23 protein-coding genes are annotated in these 22,081 nt (G+C 63.1%); 11 read left to right on the top strand and 12 right to left on the bottom strand.

Going from position 1 to position 22,081, the window contains the following annotated elements:
• Positions 1–19 precede the first annotated feature (19 nt).
• Together P6U23_RS17110 and rpiA are read right to left on the bottom strand one after the other, a co-directional pair.
• Positions 20–553, bottom strand: a complete 534-nt coding sequence (locus P6U23_RS17110; RefSeq protein ID WP_407180879.1) for a DUF2059 domain-containing protein — start codon at positions 551–553, stop codon at positions 20–22.
• 27 nt (positions 554–580) lie between these two features.
• The gene (rpiA, locus tag P6U23_RS17105) at positions 581–1,273 is read right to left on the bottom strand and encodes a ribose-5-phosphate isomerase RpiA (protein ID WP_407180878.1); all 693 of its coding nucleotides are present in this window, start codon (positions 1,271–1,273) and stop codon (positions 581–583) included.
• 218 nt (positions 1,274–1,491) lie between these two features.
• On the opposite strand from rpiA, the gene P6U23_RS17100 reads away from it, so the two are divergent.
• The 3 genes from P6U23_RS17100 (at position 1,492) to moaA (ending at position 3,973) form a co-directional block, all read left to right on the top strand.
• On the top strand, positions 1,492–2,187 hold the full coding sequence (locus P6U23_RS17100; RefSeq protein WP_407180877.1) for an HAD family hydrolase: 696 nt from the start codon (positions 1,492–1,494) through the stop codon (positions 2,185–2,187).
• Between the two features lie 144 nt (positions 2,188–2,331).
• The gene (locus tag P6U23_RS17095) at positions 2,332–2,796 is read left to right on the top strand and encodes a hypothetical protein (protein WP_407180876.1); all 465 of its coding nucleotides are present in this window, start codon (positions 2,332–2,334) and stop codon (positions 2,794–2,796) included.
• Positions 2,797–2,938: 142 nt separating this feature from the next.
• The gene (moaA, locus tag P6U23_RS17090; protein WP_407180875.1) at positions 2,939–3,973 is read left to right on the top strand and encodes a GTP 3',8-cyclase MoaA; all 1,035 of its coding nucleotides are present in this window, start codon (positions 2,939–2,941) and stop codon (positions 3,971–3,973) included.
• 29 nt (positions 3,974–4,002) lie between these two features.
• Here moaA and P6U23_RS17085 read toward each other — a convergent pair whose 3' ends face one another.
• A complete protein-coding gene (locus P6U23_RS17085) occupies positions 4,003–4,971 on the bottom strand; it encodes a zinc-binding alcohol dehydrogenase family protein (RefSeq protein WP_407180874.1) in 969 nt (322 codons plus the stop codon).
• 64 nt (positions 4,972–5,035) lie between these two features.
• On the opposite strand from P6U23_RS17085, the gene P6U23_RS17080 reads away from it, so the two are divergent.
• The 3 genes from P6U23_RS17080 to P6U23_RS17070 all read left to right on the top strand — a co-directional run bounded on the left by P6U23_RS17080 (position 5,036) and on the right by P6U23_RS17070 (position 7,988).
• The gene (locus tag P6U23_RS17080; protein ID WP_407180873.1) at positions 5,036–5,554 is read left to right on the top strand and encodes a MarR family winged helix-turn-helix transcriptional regulator; all 519 of its coding nucleotides are present in this window, start codon (positions 5,036–5,038) and stop codon (positions 5,552–5,554) included.
• A 296-nt stretch (positions 5,555–5,850) separates the two neighbouring features.
• On the top strand, positions 5,851–6,390 hold the full coding sequence (locus P6U23_RS17075; protein ID WP_407180872.1) for a TRAP transporter small permease subunit: 540 nt from the start codon (positions 5,851–5,853) through the stop codon (positions 6,388–6,390).
• On the top strand, positions 6,387–7,988 hold the full coding sequence (locus P6U23_RS17070; protein ID WP_407180871.1) for a TRAP transporter large permease subunit: 1,602 nt from the start codon (positions 6,387–6,389) through the stop codon (positions 7,986–7,988). The genes P6U23_RS17075 and P6U23_RS17070 overlap by 4 nt, the downstream gene beginning before the upstream one ends.
• Positions 7,989–8,185: 197 nt before the next feature.
• Here the strand turns inward: P6U23_RS17070 and P6U23_RS17065 are convergent, their stop codons facing one another.
• From P6U23_RS17065 to P6U23_RS17050, 4 genes are all read right to left on the bottom strand, one after another.
• Positions 8,186–9,274, bottom strand: a complete 1,089-nt coding sequence (locus P6U23_RS17065; RefSeq protein ID WP_407180870.1) for a TRAP transporter substrate-binding protein — start codon at positions 9,272–9,274, stop codon at positions 8,186–8,188.
• 143 nt (positions 9,275–9,417) lie between these two features.
• Complete coding sequence (locus tag P6U23_RS17060; RefSeq protein ID WP_407180869.1) at positions 9,418–10,506, bottom strand: TRAP transporter substrate-binding protein; 1,089 nt, start codon at positions 10,504–10,506, stop codon at positions 9,418–9,420.
• A 189-nt stretch (positions 10,507–10,695) separates the two neighbouring features.
• Positions 10,696–11,820: an iron-sulfur cluster carrier protein ApbC gene (gene apbC, locus P6U23_RS17055; RefSeq protein WP_407180868.1), complete on the bottom strand. Its 1,125-nt coding sequence runs from the start codon at positions 11,818–11,820 to the stop codon at positions 10,696–10,698.
• Positions 11,821–12,065: 245 nt separating this feature from the next.
• Positions 12,066–12,509: a VOC family protein gene (locus P6U23_RS17050; RefSeq protein WP_407180867.1), complete on the bottom strand. Its 444-nt coding sequence runs from the start codon at positions 12,507–12,509 to the stop codon at positions 12,066–12,068.
• A 271-nt stretch (positions 12,510–12,780) separates the two neighbouring features.
• Between P6U23_RS17050 and P6U23_RS17045 the strand changes: the two genes are divergently transcribed.
• From P6U23_RS17045 to P6U23_RS17030, 4 genes are all read left to right on the top strand, one after another.
• A complete protein-coding gene (locus tag P6U23_RS17045; protein WP_407180866.1) occupies positions 12,781–13,650 on the top strand; it encodes an NAD(P)-dependent oxidoreductase in 870 nt (289 codons plus the stop codon).
• A gap of 373 nt (positions 13,651–14,023) precedes the next feature.
• On the top strand, positions 14,024–15,640 hold the full coding sequence (locus tag P6U23_RS17040; protein WP_407180865.1) for a sensor histidine kinase: 1,617 nt from the start codon (positions 14,024–14,026) through the stop codon (positions 15,638–15,640).
• 39 nt (positions 15,641–15,679) lie between these two features.
• The gene (locus P6U23_RS17035) at positions 15,680–15,883 is read left to right on the top strand and encodes a DUF1289 domain-containing protein (RefSeq protein WP_407180864.1); all 204 of its coding nucleotides are present in this window, start codon (positions 15,680–15,682) and stop codon (positions 15,881–15,883) included.
• A gap of 34 nt (positions 15,884–15,917) precedes the next feature.
• Positions 15,918–16,421 (top strand): TIGR02281 family clan AA aspartic protease, encoded by a 504-nt coding sequence (locus tag P6U23_RS17030; protein ID WP_157450177.1) that lies wholly within the window; start codon positions 15,918–15,920, stop codon positions 16,419–16,421.
• 250 nt (positions 16,422–16,671) lie between these two features.
• On the opposite strand, the gene P6U23_RS17025 is transcribed toward P6U23_RS17030, so the two are convergent.
• The 5 genes from P6U23_RS17025 to cas1 form a co-directional block, all read right to left on the bottom strand.
• Positions 16,672–17,106, bottom strand: coding sequence for a hypothetical protein (locus P6U23_RS17025; protein WP_407180863.1), 435 nt, complete (start codon positions 17,104–17,106; stop codon positions 16,672–16,674).
• A gap of 373 nt (positions 17,107–17,479) precedes the next feature.
• Complete coding sequence (locus P6U23_RS17020) at positions 17,480–17,632, bottom strand: LuxR C-terminal-related transcriptional regulator (protein ID WP_407180862.1); 153 nt, start codon at positions 17,630–17,632, stop codon at positions 17,480–17,482.
• Between the two features lie 289 nt (positions 17,633–17,921).
• Positions 17,922–18,881, bottom strand: a complete 960-nt coding sequence (gene dusA, locus P6U23_RS17015) for a tRNA dihydrouridine(20/20a) synthase DusA (protein WP_407180861.1) — start codon at positions 18,879–18,881, stop codon at positions 17,922–17,924.
• Positions 18,882–19,719: 838 nt separating this feature from the next.
• Positions 19,720–20,013: a CRISPR-associated endonuclease Cas2 gene (cas2, locus tag P6U23_RS17010; RefSeq protein WP_407180860.1), complete on the bottom strand. Its 294-nt coding sequence runs from the start codon at positions 20,011–20,013 to the stop codon at positions 19,720–19,722.
• 5 nt (positions 20,014–20,018) lie between these two features.
• Positions 20,019–21,650 carry a CRISPR-associated endonuclease Cas1 gene (cas1, locus tag P6U23_RS17005; RefSeq protein ID WP_407180859.1) on the bottom strand — a complete coding sequence of 544 codons (1,632 nt, stop codon included), beginning with the start codon at positions 21,648–21,650 and terminating at the stop codon, positions 20,019–20,021.
• Between the two features lie 86 nt (positions 21,651–21,736).
• Here cas1 and P6U23_RS17000 point away from each other — a divergent pair, with 86 nt between their 5' ends.
• Positions 21,737–21,961: a type II toxin-antitoxin system HigB family toxin gene (locus P6U23_RS17000; protein WP_407180858.1), complete on the top strand. Its 225-nt coding sequence runs from the start codon at positions 21,737–21,739 to the stop codon at positions 21,959–21,961.
• The last annotated feature ends 120 nt before the right edge of the window (positions 21,962–22,081 follow it).

The raw sequence follows: 22,081 nt of genomic DNA, 5'->3' as shown, positions 1-22,081 counted from the left end.
GACCTGTTGCAGACCCTTGCTAGATCTGCTTGCCGCGCTTGCGCATCTCGGCGCGGAATTCGCCGTTGACGATTTCGGCGAATTGCTGCGCCCACTGGTTCATATAGGACATGCTGAACTGGATCGCGCGCGGCTCACTCGCCAACAGCTTTTGACCAAGCGGGGACTTATAAAACGTCACCAGGTCCTTCAATTCCTGCTCGGTAAATTCATTGGCATAGATCTGCGCCATGCCGTCGCCGATCTCCTTCTCGCGGCCGGCGAGCTTCTGCGCGACGATGACGGCGACCTCGTTGAGGTCCTTCTGATAGTTGAGATTGGTCTGCAGCAGCGTGTCCTTGGTCTGCTGCACGATGTTCGGAACGGCGTTGGCGTACATGGCGCTGGCGTTCTTCATGGCCAGGATTTCCTTGGCCGCGGCGATCGCCGCCGGCGAGCCCGGCTTCAGCGTGGGCGCTGCCTGCTGCTGTGGCTGTGCCCCGGCCGGCAGACCGGCCAACGCAACGGCCAGTACAATGCCGGCGGCCGGCAACATTCTGAAAACGCTCTTCATTCCCGTCTCTCCTTGATGGATTGCGGCTTAAGGCCGATCAACAACGCGTATTCCCTGCGCGCCTGCCAATATCGCCGTACTGGCTAACCCCACGAACAGCCCATGCTCGACCACACCCGGGATCGCGCTGAGCAGCGCTGCCAGGCGGCGGGCGTCTTGTATGCGACCGAGATGGGCGTCGACAATCCAGTGTCCGCCATCGGTGACAAAAACGTGGCCATCCTTGGCCGTGCGGACCATCATTTGGCCGGAGACGCCGCTTTCCCTGAAAGCGTTGGCCATGGCCCGCTGCGTCGCGGCAATGCCGAACGGGATCACCTCGACCGGCAGCGGAAAGTGGCCCAGCGCATCGACCCATTTCGAATCATCGGCGATCACGATCATGCGATCGGAGGCGCTGGCGACGATTTTTTCCCGCAACAGCGCGCCGCCCCCGCCCTTGATCAGGTCGAGTTCGGGATTGATCTCGTCGGCGCCGTCGACCGTCAGGTCGAGCCGGTCGATCTCATCCAGCGTGGTCAAGGGAACGCCGGAAGCCAAAGCATGGGCCCTGGTCGCTTCCGAGGTCGGTACGCCCACGACGTCAAGCCCGGCGCGAACGCGCGCGCCGAGCAGTTCCACGAAATGCCTGGCGGTCGAGCCGGTACCAAGGCCGAGCCGCATGCCGTCGCGCACCTGTTCCAGCGCGCGCGCCGCTGCCTGCCGTTTCAATTCGTCCATCGACACGATCTTAAGCCCCTCGACTCGAAGCTCCCGGCACCGGCATGACGCCGGTCCCGCCGGGTCCGGGCGCCCGGCGCGCGCATATCTAGCCTCGTTTGGTGCGGCGGAATAGCGCAATTGGCGGGGGCGCGGGCGAAATCTCGCCACGATCGCTGTCCACAGCCTGATTTCCCTGCCCTTGCAGGATCGGATCAGGACCGCTAGCGGTTTTCGGGATGGCCGCTCTCCCCCTCATTGTCTTCGACCTGGACGGAACGCTGGTGGACACGGCGCCCGACCTGATCAGCGCCTTGAACTTCGTGCTCGAGCGCGAGGGTTTGCCCGCCGTCCCGCTGGCCTCCGCCCGCAAGATGATCGGCGCCGGCGCCCGCAAGCTGATCGAGCGCGGGCTCGAGGCGGAAGGGCGCTTCACCAGCGCCGAAGACGTCACGCGCCTGACCGCCGATTTCATCGATCATTATGCCGACCACATCGCCGACGCCTCGCGCCCCTTCGAGGGGCTGGAGGAGGCGCTGGACGACCTCGCTGCCGGCGGCCATCTGCTCGCGGTCTGCACCAACAAGCTCGAATGGCTGTCCAAGCGGCTCTTGGACCAGCTCGGGCTGAGTGGGCGATTTGCCGCCATCTGCGGCGCCGACACCTTCGGAGTATCAAAGCCGGACCCGGCGATCTTGCGTCAGACCGTGGGGCGGGCCGGCGGCGAGGTCTCCTCAACCATCATGGTCGGCGATTCCGGAACCGATGTCGGCGTCGCCCGCCGCGCCTCGGTTCCCGTAATCGGGGTCAGCTTCGGTTATACCGATGTTCCCATCGCCGAGCTGAAGCCCGATCGGGTGATCCACCACATGCGGGATCTGCCTTCTGCGGTGGAAGATCTCTCGGTTCCATCAAAGCTTCGCGTAAGCCCCTGAGGCACCGCTTTAATTTCGGCCCCTGCAGGATTCTGTTAACCATCAATTAACTTAACGCCCCATCCGGTTGCACCGCCGTCCCGAGGCTCCTATGGTCGCGCCGGGGATTGCGGCGCCCTGCCGCAGTAGAGTGACGGATTGATCATGCGTCGTGTTCTCGCGATTGCCTTAGCCGGGGCGAGCCTGGGCGGCTGCTCGTCGTCCTCGCTGAGCGACTATTTCAAGTCCACCCCACCGACCATTCAGGTCCAGCTCGAATCCCAGCCGTCCGGCGCGGATGCCACGACCTCGCTGGGGCCGGGTTGCAAAACCCCCTGCTCTGTTTCGGTGGCCGCACCCGATGCCGGCTTCTCCGTCGCCTACTCGCTCGCCAAATACGAGCCCGCCACCGTGCAGGTGAAGGTGATCCGCAACCCGGGCGACCTCACCACACCCGCCACAACGGTGACCGACCCCAATCCGGTGTTCGCGGAACTGCAGCTTTCGGGTCCCCCGCCCAAGTCGCACAAAATGCATCCGAGAAGCAAGAGACCGAAGTCGGCCGCCGCCCCTGCCGCTGCGACCGATTCGGCGTTCCCGGATCCCAACGCGCCGCCTGCGACCCGCTGATCCCCTCGTTGCAGCATCGCACGCGCCTAGCGCCTCATATCGGCATCCCCGATTGTCGAGGCGCCGCGCCATGCTTAGATTGCACCCATATGTCCTGTGCCGCGCCTGTTACGGCCGCAAGCTGGTTTGAGTGCTTTTTCGCATGACCGATGCTCCGTTCGATAACCTGCCCCATACCTCGCGTCCGATGACCGATCCGTTCGGTCGGACGATCAGCTATTTGCGGGTGTCGGTCACCGACCGCTGCGATCTGCGCTGCTTCTATTGCATGTCGGAAGACATGACCTTCCTGCCCAAGGCCGACCTGTTGACCTTGGAAGAGCTCGACCGGCTCTGTTCGGCCTTCATCGCCAAGGGCGTTCGCAAGCTCCGCCTCACCGGCGGCGAGCCGCTGGTCCGGCGCAACGTGATGTCGCTGGTGCGCTCGTTGTCGCGTCATCTTGCGACCGGCGCGCTGCGCGAACTCACCATGACCACCAATGGCACCCAGCTCGCGCGCTATGCAGCGGACTTGCGGGACTGCGGCATGCGCCGGATCAACGTCTCGCTCGACACGCTCGACCCGGTCAAATTCCGGAGCATCACCCGCTGGGGCGAGCTCGATAAGGTGCTGGCCGGCATCGAGGCGGCGCGCGCGGCGGGGCTTGCGGTGAAGATCAACGCGGTGGCGCTGAAAAACCTGAACGAGGACGAAATCCCTGCCCTGATCGAATGGGCGCATGGCAAGGGCATGGACATGACCCTGATCGAGGTCATGCCGATGGGCGAAATCGGCGAAGGCCGCATCGACCAGTATGTGCCGCTGTCACTCGTGCGCGCGCGGCTTGCCAAGCACTATACGATGACCGATCTCGATGAGAGCACCGGGGGACCTGCGCGCTACGTCCGCATCAGCGAAACCGGCGGCAAGCTCGGCTTCATCACGCCGATGACGCATAATTTCTGCGAGCTGTGCAATCGCGTGCGCGTGACCTGCACCGGTACCCTGCACACCTGCCTGGGCCATGAGGATGCCGCCGATCTGCGCAAGCCGCTGCGCGCATCGAGCGATGACGAGCTGCTCTCGGCCGCGATCGACCGCGCCATCGGCCTGAAGCCGAAAGGCCACGACTTCATCATCGATCGCCGGCATAACCGTCCGAGCGTTTCCCGGCATATGAGTGTGACCGGGGGCTAGCCCCCACACCTCACGTCGCAGACCGCATCTTACGCATTCTGCGCATCCACGATGAAGACGGTGCGGCGCTTGCTGTCATCGCTGGGCCATGCCTGTTCGACCTCCGACAGTGGACGCGGTGTCGTCGCGATCTTGAAACCAGCGGAGGCGGTCGCTTGCAGCAGCGCGCCGACAGCGCTGACGAGGCGCTCAAGGCGTATGCTGCCGATACCGCTTCCCATCAATTCGAGCCCCGATGCGCGCAGCACCGCGCTTGGCAGCTTGATGTCAGCCCCGCTGAGGGCACCAATCTGCACGTATCGAATGGGCACGGCTTCAGCGCCGGCTTTGGCCGCGGCGATAAGCAGGCGCTCCGCGCTCTTACCCCAGAGATAGTCGATGACGACGTCGACCCCCTCGGCGAACTGCTCCTTGAACCGCTCCTCCAGCTCTGCTTCGCCAACCGCAAGCGGAATGGTGACGTCGGCGCCAAGACCGGCGAGTGAACGCAAAGCCTCGGTATTGCGGCCCGTCGCGATGACCTTGCGCGCCCCGAAGTGTTTCGCGATCTGCACCGCGAGCCGGCCCGCCGTTCCCGTCGCACCGTTGACCAGCACGGTCTCCCCTGCCTTGAGGCGCGCGCGTTCGGTGTAGGCTGCCCAGGACGACATGCCGGGATTGGCGATCGCCGCCGCCGTTCCATCATCGAGCGCGTCAGGCACCGGCACGCACTGCGCTGCAGGCACCACCGCCAGTTCGGCCATGCTGCCGTAAGGCGCTCTTGGCAGAACGAAATAGACCCGGCGTCCGTCATCGAGCCGTCCGACGCCATCGATGCCGACCACGAAAGGAAAGCGGCCAGATGCGCTGTAATGCGTGCCGGATGCGCGGCCCTTGACGACATGGCTGATGGCTGCGGCTGTGACCGCGACGCGGTTTTCGCCGGGCGATGGCAGAGGCTCCGCAAAGTCCCCATAGACTGGAACCTGCCCCGCCTCCCGAACGATCGCGGCTTTCATGACCGATTTCCTTCCAGCATCCGAATATATGTGCATAATGCACATACTTAAGAGGAATGTCGGGATGCCGTCAAGAAAGAAAGTGCAAAATACACATATCGGCAGCCGCCTGCGCGAACTGCACGGTGCGCTGCTCGATATCGTGGTTACGATGAACCGGCCGCAACGCGACGAGGTGCTGATCAAGGAGGCAGGGATTCCCCTTGATCGAGCCCTGTTTCCACTGCTCGTCTTCGTCGAGCGGTTCGGGCCGATCGGCGTGGTGGAACTGGCCGATCGCGTGGGACGCGACTACACCACCGTCAGCCGTCAGGTCGCCAAGCTCGAGAGCCTCGGGCTGGTCGAGCGCCAGGGGAGCGAAGCCGACAGGCGCGTGCGCCAGGCAGCCATCACGGCAAGAGGCAAGGCCATGACCGACCTTGTTGACGCAGCGCGGGAGCGCATCGGCCGCGCCATCTTCGCCACCTGGGATTCGCGCGAGTTCGACGAGCTGGTGCGGCTGATGCGGAAATTTGCCGACGCCCTGCAGCGCGACCCGCCCCTCGTTTCGAAAGCAAATCAGACGAGCAGGTCCGGAGGCTGACCCCTCCGGATTTACCAAGCCCCGGCAGATGCTTGGCACCGCGTCAATTTGTCCATTTTCCGATTGACGGCGCGAAAACGCGCTGATTTACGTGCGGTGGCTTTCAATGCCGGCCCGCCCAGATGGGCCGCTGCGCCGCTTGCGCAGCCAAGACGGCGAAGGCGAGATGTGGGGAGGGACTGGCATTGCAATCGCTCCACAAGGTGAGCCGTGGCCGCGCGCATTCCCCGCGCGACGGCGAAGCAATGCCTTTGGCAGTTATCGGCGCGCATTGAAGCGTGGCCGCGGAGAACGAGATGCGCCCATTGTTGGCAGTCAGCACCGCCATCGACCAGCTCAACGAAAAGATCGGCTACGTCTGTAACCTCCTGGTGCTGTTTTCCTGCCTGCTCAGCGCCGGTAACGCGATGATCCGTTATGCCTTCGACTACAGCTCCAACGGCTGGCTCGAGGCGCAATGGTACATGTTCGCGATCGTCGTGATGTTCGGCGCCTCCTACACCTTCAAGCGCAACGAGCACGTTCGGGTCGAGATCTTCTACCTCTATCTGTCCGAGCGGGGCCAGCTCTGGCTCGACCTGATCGGCACGCTGTTCTTCCTGATCCCGTCCTGCCTGCTGCTCGCCTATTTGTCCTGGCCGTTCTTCATGCAGTCCTACAACGTCGGCGAAATGTCGGGCAATGCCGGCGGCCTGCTGCGCTGGCCGATCAAATTCGTTATCCCCTCCGGCTTCGTCATGCTGGCCTTGCAGGGCGTCTCCGAAGTGATCAAGCGCATGGCAGCGCTCAAGGGCGAAGTGACGATCGACGCGAAATATGAGAGGCCGACCCAATGATCACGCTGGAAATGATGCCGCCTATGATGTTCGGCGGCCTGGTTCTGGCGATGCTGATCGGCTTCCCGGTCGCGTTCACGCTCGCAGCCGTCGGATTGTCGTTCGGCTTCCTCGCCATTCATCAAGGCTTCTTCGACCTGAACTTCCTGCAGGCGATTCCGGGCCGCATATTCGGCAGCGTGCTGTCCAACGAGCTTCTGCTTGCGATCCCCTTCTTCACCTTCATGGGCGCAGTGCTCGAGCGGTGCGGGCTCGCCGAGGACATGCTGGATTCGATGGGCCAGTTGTTCGGTCCGATCCGCGGCGGTCTCGGCTACTCCGTCATCATCGTCGGCTTCATCCTTGGGGCCATCACCGGAACGGTTGCGGCGCAGGTCATTGCCATGGCGTTGATCTCGATGCCGGTGATGATCCGCTACGGCTACAACATGCGCTACATCACCGGTGTGCTCGCGGCCTCCGGCACCATTACGCAGCTTGTGCCGCCCTCGCTGGTCTTGATCGTGCTCGCCGACCAACTCGGCAAGTCGGTCGGCGACATGTATCTCGGTGCGTGGGGACCGTCGATCTTCCAGATCGTGCTGTTCGCCGGCTACACCTTCCTGCTCGGCATCTTCAAGCCGCATCACGTGCCGGCGGTGCCGAAGGAAGCGCGCACGCTGACCGGCTGGGCGCTGTGGAAGAAATGCCTGCTCGGCATCATCCCCTCCGCGGTGCTGATCTTCGTCGTGCTCGGCACCATGATGATGGGCCTTGCGACGCCGACGGAAGCCGGCGCCATGGGCGCGGTCGGCGCCATCGTGCTGGCGGCGATCCACCACAAGGATTTCAGCCGGATCGGCAGCAAGATCCTGATCGCCGGGGTGATCGCAGCGGGCATCGGCACGATCGTCGCGATGTTCTACACCGAGAACATCGTCTTCAAGATCGCCTTTGCAATCACCTATTTCGCCGTGGCCTGGATTTGCATCGAGGCCGCGCGCATCCCCGAGCTGCGCGACCTGATCAAGCAGGGCTATCAGACGACCATGCGCATCACCTGCATGGTCACTTTCATCCTGATCGGCTCGACCTGCTTCTCCGTGGTGTTCCTCGGCGTGTCCGGAGGCGAGTGGCTCGAGCACATGCTGACCTCGCTGCCCGGCGGTGCCTGGGGCTTCCTCGCCTTCATCAACGTCTTCATTTTCTTCCTGGCGTTCTTCCTCGACTTCTTCGAGATCGCCTTCATCATCTTGCCGATGATCGCGCCGATCGCACAGAAGGTTCTCGCTCCCGTCGTTGGGGCCGACGCGGCGCTGATCTGGTTCGGCGTGATGCTGTGCGTGAACATGCAGACCTCGTTCCTGCATCCACCGTTCGGCTTCGCCCTGTTCTACCTGCGCGGCGTCGCCCCGAAGGAGGTCAAGAGCTCCGACATCTATTGGGGCGCGATGCCGTGGATCGGGCTGCAGGCCTTGATGGTGGCGCTGGTGATCGCCTTCCCGGTGACGGTGACAGGGCTCTTGGATAAGCCGGCCGATGTCGACCTGAACAAGATCAAGATCGAGGTGCCGCAGATCGATCTGCCGCCGCTGGATCTGGGCCCGCCGAGCAAGTAGCGGCATGATCTGACGGGCTCAAATCTCGGACCGTCATCCCGAGGCGCGAGCCAACGGGTCCGCGGAAAGCGCGGCCCGATGACAGGCTCCGCGAGCGCCTCAGGGGTGACGGTGATAGAGATTCGAGCCGCTTCGGAGAGCAATCGAAAGCCCCGGAGCTCTCACTCCGGGGCCTTTGTTTTAGGCAATACCTGTAGTCAGCTCTGCGAATGCCGGGCCATGAAGTTGTCATAGCCGACTTCAGCGACCTGGAACCAGGCGTAGCTGTTGTTGGAATAGTTGGTCAGCGACTCATAGACCTTCTTGAAATTGGGATTGCTGGCGGCGACCTCGTTGTGCAGCTCTTTCGCTGCCTTGAACGAGGCCTCCATGATGGGCGGCGAGAACGCATGCAGCTTGGCGCCGCCGGCGAGCAGCTTGCGTAGCGCCGTTGGATTGGTCGAGTCGTACTTCGCCATCATCCAGTTGTTGGCGTAATGACCGGCCTGCTCGAGAACGCTCTGATAGAATTTCGGCAGCGCGTTCCACTTGTCGAGGTTGATGAAGGCAAGCAGCATCGGGCCGCCCTCCCACCAGCCGGGATAGTAGTAGTGCGGCGCGATCTTGTAGAGGCCGAGCTTCTCGTCGTCATAGGGGCCGACCCACTCGGCCGCATCGATCGTGCCTTTTTCGAGCGCCGGATAGATGTCACCGCCGGCAAGCTGCTGCGGCACGCAGCCGAGCTTCTGCATCACGCGACCGGCGAAGCCGCCGATGCGGAATTTGAGGCCTTTCAGGTCATCAACCGTGTTGATCTCCTTGCGGAACCAGCCGCCCATCTGACAGCCGGTGTTGCCGGCGAGCAATGAGGTCACGTTGTAGTTTTTGTAGAAGCTGTTGAGGATCTCCTTGCCCCCGCCCAGCATGTACCAGGCCTGGTTGATGCGCATGTCGGGGCCGAACGGCACGGACGAGCCGAAGGTGAAGGTCGGGTCCTTGCCGAAATAGTAATAGGACGCGGTGTGGCCCATCTCGACCGTGGCGCTTTGCACCGCGTCGAGCACCTGCAGGCCCGGCACGATCTCGCCGGCGGCAAAGGTCTGGATCTGGAATTTGTTGTCGGTGGCCTCGCCGACCAACTTGGCCATCATCTCGGCACCGCCGTGCAGCGTGTCGAGCGATTTCGGCCAACTCGTCGTCATGCGCCACTTGATCTCCGGCATGCCTTGCGCAATCGCCGGAGCCGCCACCGTTGCGGCGCCTGCGACGCCCAAGCCGGTGACTTTGATAAAGTCTCGACGTTTCATGTTCTCTCCCTCTGGTGTGCTTGTGGTGCCTTCTTGCCGAGGCTTGGGAGCCAGCATGGAACATCGCCTGGCCTGTTGCCACGCAAAAAAAGCCCGGCCTCATGCGGAGGCCGGGCTCTGTCGTCTAAGACTTAAGGATAGGATCAGCCGCGGGTGCGCGAGCGGATCATGAAGCTGTCGAAGGTGTATTCGGCAACCTGCCACCAGAGATATTGATCGGAGCGATAGGCCTGCATCGCCTCGATGGATTTCTTGAAGTCGGGATTCTTGGCGGAGATTTCCGACCACAATTCGTTGGTCGCCTTCAGGCAGGCCTCCAGCACTTCGTTGGTGAAGGGACGGAGCTGGGTGCCGCCGGCGACCAGCCGCTTCAACGCAGCCGGGTTCTGCATGTCGTAGCGCGCGGCCATCCAGCTATTGGCGTTGGCCGCCGCGTTGGTGAGAACGGCCTGGTAGTTCTTCGGCAGCGAATTCCATTTCTCCAGATTGCAGAAGGCGTGGACGGTCGGTCCGCCCTCCCAGAAGCCCGGATAGTAGTAGTACTTCGCCACCTTCTGGAAGCCGAGCTTCTCGTCGTCATAAGGCCCGACCCATTCCGCGGCGTCGATCGTGCCCTTTTCCAGCGCGGGATAGATGTCGCCGCCGGCGAGTTGCTGCGGCACGACGCCGACCTTCTGCAGCACCTGCCCTGCGATGCCGCCGATGCGGAATTTCAGCCCGGAGAGATCGGCGACCGTCTTGATCTCCTTGCGGAACCAGCCGCCCATCTGGGTGCCGGTGTTGCCGCACGGGAATGCGATCACGCCGAACTTCTTGAAGAACTCGTTGCCGAGCTCCTGTCCGCCGCCCTGGTACCACCAGGAGTTCTGCATGCGCGCGTTCAGCCCGAACGGCACCGAAGCATAGATCGCAAAGGTCGGGTCCTTGCCGACGTAGTAATAGGAGACGGTGTGGCTCATCTCCACGGTGCCATTGGAGGTCGCGTCCAGCGCCTGCAGGCCGGGCACGATCTCGCCGGCAGAGAAGACCTGGATCTGAAACTTGTTGTCGGTCATCTCCGCGACGTATTTGGCGAACTCGGTCGCGCCGCCATAGATCGTGTCAAGCGACTTCGGAAAGCTCGAGGTCAGGCGCCACTTGATTTCGGGCGAGGACTGCGCAATCGCGGGCGATGCGACCGCCGCGACCGCCGCCCCGGTCGCCGAAACCTTCAAAAAATCACGACGCTTCATTTTAAGGCCTTCTCCTTGTTGGCGCGTTTTCCCAATTCCTGCAGCAATCTTCCGGTGACACGATGGCTTGCAATCGAACCGAAGCGCTTCCGGGGGCGCCTTTTACACGGAAACCCGGCCCACGAAAACGCGACAATGGCATGACTGCGCTGATTAAACGAAAGTCGCATAGAGGGGCCGAAGCCCCGTTCAGGCCGCCGCAATCACACCCTTGAGCTGCGCGCGGATTTCACCGGCGATGGCGCGATAGATCGCCGCATGTGCCCCATCGGGCTCGCTGACGACCACGGGATTGCCGGCATCCGACGTCTCGCGAATCGCAATATGCAGCGGAATCTCACCCAGGAATGGCACCCCTAGCCGCTCCGCCTCATGCCGCGCGCCGCCATGACCGAAAATATCCGAGCGCGTACCGCAATGCGGGCATTGGAAATAGCTCATGTTCTCGACGATGCCGAGCACGGGGACGTTCACCTTCTTGAACATCGCAAGGCCCCGCCGCGCATCGATCAGCGAAAGGTCCTGCGGTGTTGAGATGATGATGGCACCTTTCAGCGGCACGTTCTGCGCAAGCGTAAGCTGCGCGTCGCCGGTGCCCGGCGGCATGTCGACCACCAGCACGTCCAGCGTACCCCAGGCGACGTCGCGCAGCATCTGCGTGATCGCCGACATCACCATCGGGCCGCGCCAGATCATCGCGGTATCCTCCTCGACCAGAAAGCCGATGGACATGATGGCAAGGCCGAAACGTTCGATCGGAATCATCTTCCGCTCGTCGTTGAGTTCGGGCTTTTCGCGGATGCCGGTCAGCCGCGGCACCGAGGGGCCATAGATGTCGGCATCAAGCAGGCCGACGCGCAGGCCCAAATCGCGCAGTCCCAGCGCAAGGTTGAGCGCGGTGGTCGACTTGCCGACGCCGCCCTTGCCCGAGGCGACCGCGATGACGGCGGCAATGCCCGGAATCTCCGCCTGCCGCGCCATCGGCGAGCCGGCGGGGCTATGCGGCGGCCGGTGTGCGGAAACCGGCGCGACGCCGGGCGCACCACGCGAGGCCGGTGCGGAGCCCGGCTTGCGCTCGGCGGTGAGCGCGATCATCGCGGTGGCAACGCCGGGGATCGCACGCACCGCGCTTTCGGCTTGCGCGCGCACGCTCTCCCAGGCGCGCGCCTCCGCCGCATCGACATTGATGGAGAAGAACACCTTGCCGTCATTGACTGCGACCGGCGACAGCACGTTCGCGTTGGTCAAGGCGACCCCGCGCGGCGTCTTCACCTTGGCGAGTGCATCGAGAACCTGTTGCTGCGTCACGCTCAAAGCGCTTCTCCTGCCGATCTATCCTCACGCGACAGATAGGACGTATCAGCGGAAAAGAACAGCGGTTCCGGGGTCCGATTTTGCGCCGGAGCAACCAATAGAGCGCTTGCGTGATCGGGCGTCAGCGCAAGGCGGGCTGGCCGAAGGCGCAACCCGCCATTCTTCGCGGGCGGCGCATTGCGCGTCCGCCTTCGCTCTTCCGAGCTACGGCGGGGCCTGCGCGCCAATGCGCGCCTTACGCACCATCACACCACCTTGGTCCCGATATCGTCGGTGGCCTCCGCCGGTGCGGATGTGGCGCTTTCCTTGGCGGCCTCGTAGTTCAGCTCGATCATGACGCCGTTGGGATCGTAGACGAAGATCTGCCAGAGATCGCCGCCGGGAACCTGGCGGGCCTCGAACCGCATGTCCTTGGACTGCAGGCGCTGCTTCATGGCCTCAAAGCCCCGGCTGACAAAGGCGACGTGATGGACGCAGCCGGAATCGGGCTTTTGCGCCTCGTCAGTCGGCGAAATATCGACGAGGTGAACCACCGGCTTGCCTTCGCTGTACATCCAGGCGCCGGGGAAGGCGAAATTCGGCCGGGCGCCCTTTTCCAACCCCAGGACATCCTCATAGAAACGGACCGTATCGGCGAGTTTCCGGGTCCGGATATTGAAATGATCGAGCACGCCCACGCTCACGCCCATAGCGAAACACTCCCTTTTTTGTGAAGTTCGTTGACGGTCGATCCTAACACAAAACCGGCTCTCCGCAGCACACGAAGCCGTTGCCCTTGACGCGCGAGGGGTTATGTTGCCCCCTCTTTCTGGAGCGCGACCGGATCGGGTTGACCGCCGTCGCGCTCCAGGTTTTCGATTGAGCATGATCTATTCGGAAAACCGGTACCCACTTTTCCGGATCATGCTCGATAGCCCGCCCGGCGAGGTCAATCGCCGGCAAGAACCCAAGGTAGCACATATGGCTAAAGTCGCTTTTATCGGTCTCGGCGTCATGGGATTTCCGATGGCAGGACATCTCGTGAAAAAGGGCGGCCACGAGGTAACGGTCTATAACCGGACATCCGCCAAAGCCCAGCAATGGGCGGAGAAGTTCGGCGGGCGTACCGCGCCGACGCCCAAGGCCGCTGCCGAAGGCCAGGATTTCGTGATGTGCTGCGTCGGCAACGACCACGACCTGCGCGCGGTCACCATCGGCCCCGATGGCGCCTTTTCCGGCATCAAGAAAGGGGCGACCTTCGTCGATCACACCACCGCGTCCGCCGAGGTTGCCCGGGAGCTCGACGCCGAGGCCAAGAAGCGCGGCTTCAACTTCGTCGACGCGCCCGTCTCCGGCGGCCAGGCCGGCGCGGAGAACGGGGTGCTGACGGTGATGTGCGGCGGCGATGCAGCCGCCTATGCCGGCGCCGAGCCGATCATTTCCGCCTATGCGCGGATGTGCAAGCTCTTAGGGCCCGCCGGCTCCGGCCAGCTCACCAAGATGGTCAATCAGATCTGCATCGCAGGCCTGGTCCAGGGGCTCTCCGAGGGCATTCACTTCGCCAAGAAATCCGGGCTCGACGTCCAAGCCGTGATCGAGACCATCTCCAAGGGCGCCGCCCAATCGTGGCAGATGGAAAACCGCTACAAGACCATGAACGAGGGCAAATACGATTTCGGCTTTGCCGTGGAATGGATGCGCAAGGACCTGTCGATCTGCATCGCCGAAGCCCGCCGCAACGGCGCCCACCTGCCGGTGACAGCGCTGGTCGACCAGTTCTATTCGGAGGTCGAGAAACTGGGCGGCAAGCGCTGGGACACCTCAAGCCTCCTCGCGCGGCTGGAGAAGTAAACGCGCCATTGCCGCGTGTCAGAGCAGCCCCATCTCGACCCGTCATCCCGAGGTGCGCGCTCTTGCGCGCCTCGAAGGATGAGCGGCCTCGCTGCGAGAGCCGGGCTGTCGCCCTTCGAGGCCGCCGCGGAGCCTGTGATCGGGCCGCGCTTCGCGCGGACCCGTTGGCGACGGCGCCTCCAGCGACAAACGGCGACGCCGTTGACGGACATAGAGGATGGTCCGTCCCCATCGGGATCATGCTTTAAAGAGTTAATTTAACCTTCCGTTAAGGAGAATTTTTAGCTTCTTAAGCCAGCTCTTAATGATTTGGAGCGAGAGATAGACAATGCAAAAAGCCCGCGCGGTTCGTGGGCAGGATTTGTGTTGTTTCATGAGCGTTCCCGCCGATAAGCCCGAAGTCGTGCAGCTTCCGGCTGAGCCGCCAGCGGCGGCTCCCGTCAGCAACCGGCGGGCCGCTCAACAACGTGTTCGCGAGGCGCGCGATAGGTTAACGTCGACCAGCGGCACACGCCCCGCCTTCGACCAGGAACTGCTGCGGCAATACGCGCAGACCCGGATATCGGCATCCTATGTGGTGATGCTGCTGGTGGTGGCGACAGGCCTTCTGTTCGGCATCTGGATGCCGCCGATTTCGGCGGCGGCCTGGACCTGCGGCATTCTGTGCGTCCATGCCGCGATCATGCGCAACTGTTTCCTTTTCCTCGCCGAGCCGTCATCGCCGGGGGCGACGCGCCGCTGGCGCACGCGCTTCGTGCTGCTCGACCTGCTCTACGGCCTGTGCTGGATGGCGATCCTGGTCCATCCGGCGCTCGACGCCGTCTCCGACACCGTGATGATGTTCCTGATGCTGCTGGTGGTGGCGGTCTCCAGCATGCTCGCCGCCAACCTGCCGATCGCGGCGCTGGCGGCCACCGTGCCGGTGACGATCACGATTGCGCTCGATTTCGCGCTCAGCGGCACGTTCGACAAATACGTCCTCGCCGCGCTCTCGCTTGCCGCGGAAGGCTATTTTGCCCTGCTCGCCTATCGCCTGCATTCGACGACGCTCGCGACATTGGAAGCGCGCGCGGAGAAGGACGCGCTGATCGGCGAGCTCGAACAGGCCAAGGCGATCTCGGACGAGGCGCGCTACCGCGCCGAAGCCGCCAATGTCGCGAAATCGCGCTTTCTCGCGCAGATGAGCCACGAGCTGAGAACACCGCTCAATGCCATCCTCGGCTTTTCGGAAGTGATGAAGAGCGAGATCTTCGGCGCTCACGCCGTGCCGGTGTACAAGGAATATTCGGCGGACATTCACAATTCCGGCGTGCATCTGCTCAACCTGATCAACGAGATCCTCGATCTCTCGCGCATCGAAGCCGGACGCTACGAGCTCAACGAGGAGGCGGTGGCGCTGGTCAATGTCGTCGCCGACTGCCACCACCTGTTGAAGCTGCGTGCCTCGAGCCGCGGCATCAGCATTCACGAGGTGTTCGAGCAAGACATGCCGAAGATCTGGGGCGACGAGCGCGCGATCCGGCAGATCGTGCTCAATCTGCTGTCCAACGCGATCAAGTTCACCCCGCAGGGCGGCGAGATCTGGCTGAAGGTCGGCTGGACAGCCTCGGGCGGGCAATATCTGAGCGTCAAGGACACCGGCTCCGGCATCCCCGAAGACGAGATCCCGATCGTGCTGGCCTCGTTCGGCCAGGGCTCCAATTCGATCAAGTCCGCCGAACAGGGCGCCGGCCTCGGCCTGCCGATCGCCAAGAGCCTGGTCGACATGCACGGCGGCACGTTCACGCTGAAATCGAAGCTGCGCATCGGCACGGAAGTGATCGTCACCTTCCCGCCGGAGCGCGTGATGTCGGCGCTTGCGCCGATGGCCGAGGACTCCATCGCAGATGAGGCGCCGCCGCTGCAACCGGAGACCCCCAGCACGGGGGTGACGGATCAGCGATGGCGGGTGCGGCAGAAGCCGATCATGAGCGCCGGCACCGGACTTTAGCGCTTGCGCCGGCACTGGAATGCCTTTCATTGTGTATAGATGAGCAAAGAAACGCCGTGCATCGCAGTCTGCATGATCGACCCCGCGACCCGCCTCTGTCTTGGCTGCGGCCGGACGCTGCCGGAAATCGCGAGCTGGCATCGCCTGGACAGCGCCGAACGTCGGACACTGATGGCGCGGCTTCCGCAGCGCATGGCGGATGCCGGCCTCACGCCGCCGGGGAGCCAGCCGCCACCGGCGTGAATCATCGGCACACGGGAGCCGTCCCGTGAGCCGGATGCTGTTCGCTGCGCTGGTACTGGCGGCGACCGCGGGCTTCGTCGCCTACAAGGATCCCGAAGCGGTCGCGCGCGCAAGCGATACCGTCTCGGAGTTCATGCGCGAACGCGCGCTTGCCTCCTCACCCCGCGCCGTGCAGATCCCGCGCGGCCGCAACGGCGAGTTCGCACTGCGCGCCAAGATCAACGGCGTCACCGCACCCATGGTGGTCGACACCGGCGCGACCTCGGTGGTGCTGACCTACGAGACCGCGAAAGCCGCCGGGCTGCCTCTGGAGCTGTTGGATTATAACGTCGATGTCGAAACGGCGGGCGGCCACACCAAGGCGGCGCGGCTCACGCTGGACCGGCTCGCGATCGGCAGGCTGGTCGAGCGCTCGGTCCCGGCGCTGGTGGTGCAGCACGGACAGATGAAGACCAACCTGCTCGGAATGAGCTTTCTCGACCGGCTGGAAAGCTGGGAGGTGCGCTCGGACCACCTGATGCTGCGCGGATATCCGTAAAAAATCCGGCGACCATCGCCGCAGCCTTGCCTTGTCGCCTTTCCGCGACGAGGCACTTCAGGTCATCGATGGGTCTCGAGCGAGGCCTGCCCATGAGCGGAATCACCAACTGATACTTCTCCAATTCGCGCGTGGCGCCGCTCCCAACGGCAAAGCTGCTCCAACAGGACAAGTTTCTGGCCGCATCCATCATCAGGTTTGGCTGGCGGGCGAGGAACCCGACCGCCAGCCGACGACCGTCGAGCAGATGTCAGTGCGTCATCTGGAAAGAACCCTGATAGCCAGTCGTCGTTGTGCTCTGGTTTGTGGTCGTGCAGGACGGAGGAGTCGAGTCGCCCATGTAGGAGTTCGAATTGGCAAACCCACCGAAACTGCCGAAGTTAGTTGCATCCACAACGAACTGGCATCCATCCGATCCACTCTTGTACCGAACGGTGCACAGGATCGATCCGCTCCCTGTTGCGCTGAAGCTGGCGCTGCCATTGGCACCGATGGAAAACGGCGCGGAAATCGGTGCGCTCGGCGAGCAGCTCGCGATGTCGAGAGTCAGCGCCGTACCGCTGTTCTGGATATTGAATGTCGCCGTGGCGCTCTGCGCTGATGCCACGCTCGTGCCCGCGATCGCCAGCAGGCCAGCGAAGATCGAGCCGGCCATCAGTTTCGTGACAGATTTCGGAGTCTTCATCCTAGCTAGTCGCTCCCCTTGCTTCGCAGATGCCGCGACATGCCGCCTGCCTCGTTGGCCCCGCGACCCTGCAGGGCTGATCAATCGGCGCGACCAAGTCACGTTTGTCGCTGCCTGTTCTTGCTGAAGACCCTTCGGCATCGCCGGTGCGCGCTGCGCCTTGGTGCGATGCAAGCATACGGTCCCCAATCGGATGAGCGCGATTGAGACGCAAAGAAGCGGCGGCAACAATCTTGGTTTTTATAAGCTTGACAAGGACACGCGCAGTCAGCGCCAGCATCGATTGGTGTCGGACGGCCGATCGACTACGATCCATCTCCCTGGAAACGCATGCGCGTCCTTTTCACAGCTTGACAGAGCGCAGTTCACTCCATCAGCAGAGAATCTCCAGCCGCACGGCCGTGGCGACCGCTTGCGTCAGCGTCGTACATTCCTGCTTCCGGCGCGCCGAGCGAAGATAGGCATGCACTGCGCTCACCGAGAGATCCAGCGATGCAGCAATCTGCGCAGGCACCTCGCCACGCATCACGCCTTCCAGACACTGTTTCTCGCGCCGTGCGAGAGGCCGCGACTCCGATGCTACCGCAACCCCGAAAGGCGCATGGACGGATACGACGGTTAATGCCACAACCTGTCAGTGGGCCGAGCGCCGATCAAGGTCCGCTCAAGAGCTGCTGCGTATGAGCTATGGTCGCAGTGACGCGGATATCCATAACGCGTCGAGTAGCCGACGCGTCTTCGAATCGTCGCTCACTCTATTTTTCTTGGGCATGACCTGTTCGGGAAAATGGTGCCCACTTTTCCGGATCATGCCTCTATGCGGCCATCGCCGCAGCCTTGCGCTCTTCGACCTGCGCAATCGCTTCGCGCAGGACATTGAGGCCGGCATCCGGCTTGACGCCGTGCTCAGCGAGGTAACGACGGAACGCGCGTGCGCCCGGCACCCCATGATAGGCGCCGACAAAATGCCGCGTGATGGCGTGCAGCCGCGTGCCCTTGGCAAGCTCACGCGCGATGTAAGGCATCATCGCCTCGAACGCGTCCTTCATCGTCGTGTGCGGCGCCGCTTCGCCGAACAATTCCGGATCGACTTCGAGCAGATGCCATGGCTCCTGATACGCGGCCCGCCCCAGCATCACACCGTCGACATGCGCCAAATGCGCCTTTGCTTCGGCCAGGCTGGCGATGCCGCCATTGATGATGACGGGCACGTGCGGCATTGCCGCTTTCAGGCGATACACGCGCTGGTAGTCGAGCGGCGGGATATCGCGGTTTTCCTTTGGCGACAGCCCCTGCAGCCAGGCCTTGCGCGCATGTACGATCAATGCGTCGGCCCCTGCGGCCACGACGCCGCGCGCCAGCCGGTCCAGCGCCTGTTCCGGGTCCTGATCGTCGATGCCGATCCGACATTTCACCGTCACCGGAATGTCCACCGCATGCTTCATCGCATCGACACAGGCGGCCACCAGCTCGGGCTCGGCCATCAGGCAGGCGCCGAAGCGACCCTCCTTCACCCGGTCCGACGGACAGCCGACATTAAGATTGATTTCGTCGTAGCCAAAGTCCGCGCCGATCTCGGCCGCCGCGGCGAGCTCGCGCGGATCCGACCCGCCGAGCTGAAGCGCGAGCGGATGCTCGCTCGCATCAAAGGCCAGCAGCCGCGCGCGGTCGCCATGGACAATGGCAGCGCTCGTCAGCATCTCCGTGTAAAGCCGCGCCCGCCGCGTCAGCAAACGATGGAAGACGCGGCAATGCCGGTCAGTCCAGTCCATCATGGGGGCGACGGAAAAGCGATGCGCTAACATATTGATTCTGTTAGCACTCCAAACGTGGATCCGTCCATGCAGTTTTTGGGCCGACAAAGGTTCCGATACCATTGAAGCTATAGCGTTCCTCTCTTCGTTCAAGTGGTTATTGCGATCGCGGTCTTACCCGCCAACACCGATTTCGTAACCCTTAACCACCCGGTACGGCGTCGCAGTACCAATTTCGGCGCGCAGTACCGCGCCCGGCAACAAGGCATTCACCAAAAGCGTTCATCATGGCGTCGATGACATGGCACAAATAACGCTGCATTGTCTCTTCGACTAGATCGACATCGCGCCGATCGTTCATTTGGCGGCCGCGGCGTGAGAAAACTTGCGACAGCGAAAATTAGCAAAGAATACGTCGCGGCCATTCCCGTTAAAGGGCGAGGATCAATAGGTCGCAGCGGAGATGCTGCGAAGAACCTCAACACCCCGAGGACGAGCTTGAGGGAGCGATCGAGGCTTCAATGAGGTCGCAGCGGAGATGCTGCGAAGAACGGCTTGCCCGTAAGTTGAGAGGACAACTAGCATTTTGACGCCAGTCGCGAGCGCTGGCAAGTACGCCCGCCGGCAAACGGCCGCGCCCCCTTCCATATTGCTTCACCATGTCAAACAACCCACTGAATCAGATCAATCTTCCGGACCGCGAGAGCTGTCGCGGTGGCTGCTACAATCACAGCCCTCGCCTGCCTGCGGCAGCATGAAGCGTTACAAGCATACCACGACCGATCGGCTCCATCCATATGCCGGGATGTTCGACGTAACCTGGACGATTTCCTGCAATGTTCGCAGGACACCCCCAACGTCAGATCACGATTGCCGTCCGTTGCACCGACTCGAATGTCTTGCCCAGGCTCTCGACCCGCGGGTCGACCTTGTCGGCCGGCCCGAGATCGAGGATCAGCACGTGATCATCGCGGCCGTGGATCACCTCCTCGAGGCGGCGCGCCAGTTCGGCGCGGCGGCGGGCAGTCAGACGACATTGAAACACAGATAGCTGTAGCCATCGGCCATAGCCGCGCATGATCTTGAATACGCGGCGCCAGCGCTTTTCGTTGGAGATATCGTAGGTCACGATGTAGAGCCGTTCCTCGACCATCGCCGTCACCGTATGAGATAATGCGGATATTCATCGATTTCGCCGCCGAGAAAGCGGACCAAAAGCCGTGCCTGCACCTCGAGCAGCCGCCGCATCGAGACGCGATAGCCGAACACCGGATGCGTCACTTCCTGGTCGAGCCGGCGTTCGTAAGCTGCGATGAAAGCGCGCCTGGCATGCGGCTTCAGGTTGATGGCCGGACCTGCGGCGACAAATGCGTCGGCCTTCACCTCGCCGTTGTTGATCGCCTGGATCACGGTCGAATCCGACAAGATGGGACGGAACGGCTCGATCATGTCAAGCGCGAGCGCCGGTCGACCGAACCGCGGCTTGTGGTAGAAGCCGAGATAAGGATCCAGCCCGACCGCGGACAATGTCGTCAACCAGGTGCGGGTCAATAGCGCATAGCCGAACGACAGCATGGCGTTGACGGGGTCAGCCGGCGGCCGCCGGCTGCGCTTGTCGAAGGCGAAAGCGGGAAAATCTCGCGCAGTCTCGCCGAACATGGTCGAGAACAGCCGGAAGTAGCGCGCAGCCGCCTCACCCTCCATGCCGAGCAGCTCGGCCTCGCTCGGTGCATGCGCCGCGCGGTCGGCCATCCGCGCCAAGGCTTCGAGCGCCTCATCACGCTCGGCCTCGTCGCCGAACTTGAAATTGCGGCGCAGGAAGACGCGGCTGTTCTTGATCTTGGCGACGACGAGGCTGCGGGCAAAGGCCAAGCAGCGCCGCTCGTCGAAGGCAACGCGGTATTGCGCAATCCGCACCGCGACATTGCGGCTGCCGGTGGAGACCGTGTGCCCCAGCACCCATCCCCCGGTCGATGCGTAGGTCACCGGCACCTCCTCGCGCAGAAGCGCGCCGAGCGCCGGCGTCGAGAGCGAAACCGGCCCATGCAGCACGAGCTCGGAGATGTCGCCGAGCGGCACCTCGGTCTTGCCCGCCTCGGTCTCGACGACGAGCACCTCGCCGGACTTGCCGACGCGCGCGCCCGGCTCTTGGACATAGAGCGGCAGGGCCGTATCGGCCGACGGATTGAGCGGGCGCGGCGCCAAGCCGCGGCGAAAGAAGGTCACCTCGTCCGGCAGGCAGATGCCGGCAAGCGAGCAGCGCGTGCATTTCGGGCTGTCGACCAGCGGCGGCGGCATGCGTCCCGACGCGGCGGCGAGCCGCAGGTCGGAGATCGCCGCCCGGGTGCGTGCACGCAATTCGTCGTCAAGCGCAATGCGCACGCGCTCGCGCGAACCGCCATACCAGATCGCGCCTTCGTCGACCGTGTATCCGGCGTCCTCCAGGATCAGCGCCTGGGCGCAGACTTGCACCCGTTCGGGCTCGTAAGCACCTTCGGCGACATGCGGCCGCTTGCCTTTCTTGGTGTCGACCGGCGTGACCGTTCCGTCCTCGCCCTCGATCAAATCCATTTTTGCAATGATGCCGAGACGCTCGGAGGCGAGCGTCACTGAACGGGCGGCAAAATCCGGCCGGTCGTCGACCGCGTCTGCCGCCGGCAACTTGCCACCGCCGGAATCGACGCGGACGTGGGCGCGGCGGCCTTCCTCGGTGTCGCCCGAATCCGCCCATTCGCCGTCGACCCATTCGAGAAAGGCGAGCCGCGGGCAGTAGACGAATTCGTTGATCATGCGCGCCGGGACCAGGGGCGTCTCGGCCGTCGCAGGAGGTGCCAAAAGCTCGAGGGAAAGCTCATCGCGACGCGCATGATCCGCTGATGGCCTGGGCTCGGCAGGTCAAGGTGGCCAACTGGGCCGGCCCCGCGGACGTGAAGCGGGACATCCGGTCAGCCAGCATCCTGCGGGACGGCCGCGTGGTGTTCAACATCGCCGGAAACAAATATCGGGTGGTCGTATGGATCAATTATCCCTATCGCGTAGTCTATGTCCGGTTCGTCGGCACGCACGCGCAATATGACCGGATCGATGCGCAAACGATATGAACCTGACGTCCGATGCTCGTCGTGTTGGACGCCGGGTTTAGACCGACAGAATCGAGAGTCACGTTGAAGGTGGATGGAGCCGAACAAAACTAAGAGGAATTCGCTGAGACCTCATTGAAG

Origin of the sequence: Bradyrhizobium sp. STM 3562, from assembly GCF_045571435.1 — a bacterium.
GTDB lineage: Bacteria > Pseudomonadota > Alphaproteobacteria > Rhizobiales > Xanthobacteraceae > Bradyrhizobium.
The sequence above is the reverse complement of the archived record's forward strand: the minus strand, read 5'-3'. Positions and strand labels throughout refer to the sequence as shown.

Bases quoted from the DNA above. Each gene is read 5' to 3' on its own strand.
- P6U23_RS17045 (WP_407180866.1), top strand. From the start codon at position 12,781: ATGGCTAAAGTCGCTTTTATCGGTCTCGGCGTCATGGGATTTCCGATG.
- rpiA (WP_407180878.1), bottom strand. From the start codon at position 1,273: ATGGACGAATTGAAACGGCAGGCAGCGGCGCGCGCGCTGGAACAGGTG.
- P6U23_RS17065 (WP_407180870.1), bottom strand. From the start codon at position 9,274: ATGAAACGTCGAGACTTTATCAAAGTCACCGGCTTGGGCGTCGCAGGC.
- P6U23_RS17110 (WP_407180879.1), bottom strand. From the start codon at position 553: ATGAAGAGCGTTTTCAGAATGTTGCCGGCCGCCGGCATTGTACTGGCC.
- P6U23_RS17060 (WP_407180869.1), bottom strand. From the start codon at position 10,506: ATGAAGCGTCGTGATTTTTTGAAGGTTTCGGCGACCGGGGCGGCGGTC.
- P6U23_RS17020 (WP_407180862.1), bottom strand. From the start codon at position 17,632: ATGCGTGGCGAGGTGCCTGCGCAGATTGCTGCATCGCTGGATCTCTCG.
- moaA (WP_407180875.1), top strand. From the start codon at position 2,939: ATGACCGATGCTCCGTTCGATAACCTGCCCCATACCTCGCGTCCGATG.
- P6U23_RS17070 (WP_407180871.1), top strand. From the start codon at position 6,387: ATGATCACGCTGGAAATGATGCCGCCTATGATGTTCGGCGGCCTGGTT.
- cas2 (WP_407180860.1), bottom strand. From the start codon at position 20,013: ATGGTCGAGGAACGGCTCTACATCGTGACCTACGATATCTCCAACGAA.
- P6U23_RS17085 (WP_407180874.1), bottom strand. From the start codon at position 4,971: ATGAAAGCCGCGATCGTTCGGGAGGCGGGGCAGGTTCCAGTCTATGGG.
- P6U23_RS17035 (WP_407180864.1), top strand. From the start codon at position 15,680: ATGAGCAAAGAAACGCCGTGCATCGCAGTCTGCATGATCGACCCCGCG.
- P6U23_RS17050 (WP_407180867.1), bottom strand. From the start codon at position 12,509: ATGGGCGTGAGCGTGGGCGTGCTCGATCATTTCAATATCCGGACCCGG.
- P6U23_RS17025 (WP_407180863.1), bottom strand. From the start codon at position 17,106: ATGAAGACTCCGAAATCTGTCACGAAACTGATGGCCGGCTCGATCTTC.
- cas1 (WP_407180859.1), bottom strand. From the start codon at position 21,650: ATGATCAACGAATTCGTCTACTGCCCGCGGCTCGCCTTTCTCGAATGG.
- P6U23_RS17000 (WP_407180858.1), top strand. From the start codon at position 21,737: ATGGCCTGGGCTCGGCAGGTCAAGGTGGCCAACTGGGCCGGCCCCGCG.
- dusA (WP_407180861.1), bottom strand. From the start codon at position 18,881: ATGATGGACTGGACTGACCGGCATTGCCGCGTCTTCCATCGTTTGCTG.
- P6U23_RS17100 (WP_407180877.1), top strand. From the start codon at position 1,492: ATGGCCGCTCTCCCCCTCATTGTCTTCGACCTGGACGGAACGCTGGTG.
- P6U23_RS17095 (WP_407180876.1), top strand. From the start codon at position 2,332: ATGCGTCGTGTTCTCGCGATTGCCTTAGCCGGGGCGAGCCTGGGCGGC.
- P6U23_RS17040 (WP_407180865.1), top strand. From the start codon at position 14,024: ATGAGCGTTCCCGCCGATAAGCCCGAAGTCGTGCAGCTTCCGGCTGAG.
- P6U23_RS17075 (WP_407180872.1), top strand. From the start codon at position 5,851: ATGCGCCCATTGTTGGCAGTCAGCACCGCCATCGACCAGCTCAACGAA.
- P6U23_RS17030 (WP_157450177.1), top strand. From the start codon at position 15,918: ATGCTGTTCGCTGCGCTGGTACTGGCGGCGACCGCGGGCTTCGTCGCC.
- P6U23_RS17080 (WP_407180873.1), top strand. From the start codon at position 5,036: ATGCCGTCAAGAAAGAAAGTGCAAAATACACATATCGGCAGCCGCCTG.